Annotated in this window: 3 protein-coding genes; all 3 read left to right on the top strand. The window is 41.3% G+C overall.

The features are described 5' to 3' along the window. Window positions 1-80: 80 nt before the first annotated feature. The 3 genes from RLO81_RS11330 to RLO81_RS11320 are packed head-to-tail and all read left to right on the top strand — an operon-like array spanning window position 81 to window position 2,107. Entirely contained in the window at window positions 81-563 is a 483-nt protein-coding gene (locus RLO81_RS11330; RefSeq protein ID WP_350111553.1) for an NUDIX domain-containing protein, read from the top strand. A gap of 56 nt (window positions 564-619) precedes the next feature. Next, a complete protein-coding gene (locus RLO81_RS11325) occupies window positions 620-1,213 on the top strand; it encodes a hypothetical protein (RefSeq protein ID WP_350111551.1) in 594 nt (197 codons plus the stop codon). Window positions 1,214-1,216: 3 nt separating this feature from the next. Beyond that, the gene (locus RLO81_RS11320) at window positions 1,217-2,107 is read left to right on the top strand and encodes a DUF3822 family protein (RefSeq protein ID WP_350111550.1); all 891 of its coding nucleotides are present in this window, start codon (window positions 1,217-1,219) and stop codon (window positions 2,105-2,107) included. The last annotated feature ends 181 nt before the right edge of the window (window positions 2,108-2,288 follow it).

Below are 2,288 nucleotides of genomic sequence, written 5' to 3'. Positions count from 1 at the left end.
TTTTTCAATTCTTTTTCTTTCGAGTAAAGTTAACGTGCTATTGTCAATTAAGGTTCTTTTTTGGGAAATGATCTACTGTTGTGAGTGATATAAAAACTTTTAGCCAGCGAGTGAGGGTGCGTGTATGTGGTCTCCTGGAGGAAGATGATAGCATTTTACTTCTTAAACATAATCAGGTAGGAGAAAAAGGTTATTTATGGTCGCCTCCTGGTGGTGGCGTAGAATTTGGAGATAACAGTGAAGAAACGCTGATCAGGGAATTTGATGAAGAAACCGGATTAAAAATTAATATTGAGGAGTTTTTATTTGTTAATGAATATATTGATGACCGATTTCACGCCATAGAACTTTTCTACTCCGTGAAACGTATTGGGGGCGAGCTGACCCTTGGAAACGACCCTGAATTGGCCAAAAACCGGCAAATTCTGGAGGAAGTGAAGTTTATTACTTACAACGAAATAAAATCCATGGATCAAAAGACCCTTCACAACGCATTTTCATATTTTGATGAGCCCAGAGACATTTTTAAGATCAAAGGACACATCAATTTTATCAACATTTAAGAACGTGCGCTTCAGTAGTTAAATAAGAATAATTATTATTGCAAAAAACCTAAAGTATGAATAATACAAAAATCCTAACTATCGTATTCGGAGTCATAGCTGCCGGGCTTGCTTATTTCCTTTATTATTCCATCAATTCAAGCATTGAGGAAACAAAACGAATTGCAAGGCATGAGGCCAGAATCATTGAACAACTTAAGATGATTCGGGAGGCAGAATTGGCTTTTCAATCAGTAAATGGTCGATATACCAGCGATTGGGACAAACTTCTTGCTTTTGTTGACACTGGCAGGTTTTTTATCACTGAGAGATCAGAAACGATTGTTACCCTGGATTACGGTGCGGATAGTTTATATGTTGAAATTGACACTTTAGGTACTGTTCCAGTAAAAGATTCAATATTCAAAGCTTCTGTATATCCCAGGTTTGACCTGGCAACACTTCCCTATGTTCCTGGCATCAAACCTCCGGTAAAATTTGAGATCTGGGCAGACAAGATCGAAAAGTCAGGAGTAAAAGTTGACGTCATTGAGGTTTATAATCCTAAGCCGGTGAACCCTAAGAGAGACGAAAAGAGCGAATACAATACCAAAAAGCCGCTTCGATTCGGTTCCAGAACCAGTGTAACGACTGCGGGTAACTGGGAATAAATTTTGAGCAGTACGGCCACATTAGGATATGCCATAGCTAAAAAGGCAATAAGTGAGCGCTTTGATCCGGAGAAGCGCTCTATCTATACGCTTGCCATCCAAATAGGTATCACAGACATGCAATTGTGTGTGGTCAACCGCCAAACAGGAAGGTGTCTTTCCATTGAGGATTTTAGGTTTGAAAATGTAAGGACCATCAACAACCGGTTGGAGGTTGTCAAACAGATTTTTGAAAGACATCCTCATCTTGCACGGCAGGATTGGGGCACAGTAAAGCTTTCGGTCAAAACGCACAAATATGCGTTGGTGCCTGCATCAGTATTCCTTTCGGAGCATACTTCAGACTATCTTTCATTAAATGCTGAGGTAAACACCAGGATTGAAGAGACACACTACTACAGGCACATTTCGTGTAATGCCATTCATCTTTTTGCGGCTGACAAGAAGCTTGTGGAAACGGTTAGAGCTTATTTCCCTAAAAAACACATCGAGCTTGTAAGTCAGGCTTGTGCCCTGATAGAGGGAACACTCCAATATGACGATCATTCGGTGGAGAAATCCATGTTTTGTCTGGTAGACAAAGGCATTCTTCATGTATTGGTTTCTCAGAATCAGAAGTTGATCTTCTACAACCAGTTTGCGGTCCGGAAACCTGAGGATTACCTCAAATACATCATGTTGGTCATGCAGGAGACCAAGCTCAATCCCAAAAACAGCAATGTGGTGATGTGGGGAGGACTGAATGCCGATAGTGGAGTGATCAACACGCTTAAGAAGTACATCCGAAACATTTCTCTGGGTACCAAGCCCAAATTCCTTCGCTTCGAAGGCGAGCTGGACCGCTTGCCCGACCACAAATATTTTGATGCTTACAGCATCTTTCTGTGTGAGTGATTGAATTGAAGACCGTCCGATGTTCCGACTTTCTGATATTCTGACAATATAGTGGGCAGGAGGTAGTAAGTAGTAAGCTGTTAGCAGTAGGCAGTAGGCAGTAGGCAGTAAGCAGTTAGCAGTAAGCAGTTAGCAGTAGGCAGTAGGCAGTTAGCAGTAAGCAGTAAGCAGTTAGCAGTAG

It is taken from the genome of Fulvivirga sp., from assembly GCF_040220315.1.
Classification (GTDB): Bacteria; Bacteroidota; Bacteroidia; order Cytophagales; family Cyclobacteriaceae; genus Fulvivirga.
This window is presented reverse-complemented; position numbering and strand designations above follow the sequence as displayed.

Coding starts and splice junctions, on each gene's coding strand:
- RLO81_RS11325 (WP_350111551.1), top strand. CDS start 620: ATGAATAATACAAAAATCCTAACTATCGTATTCGGAGTCATAGCTGCC.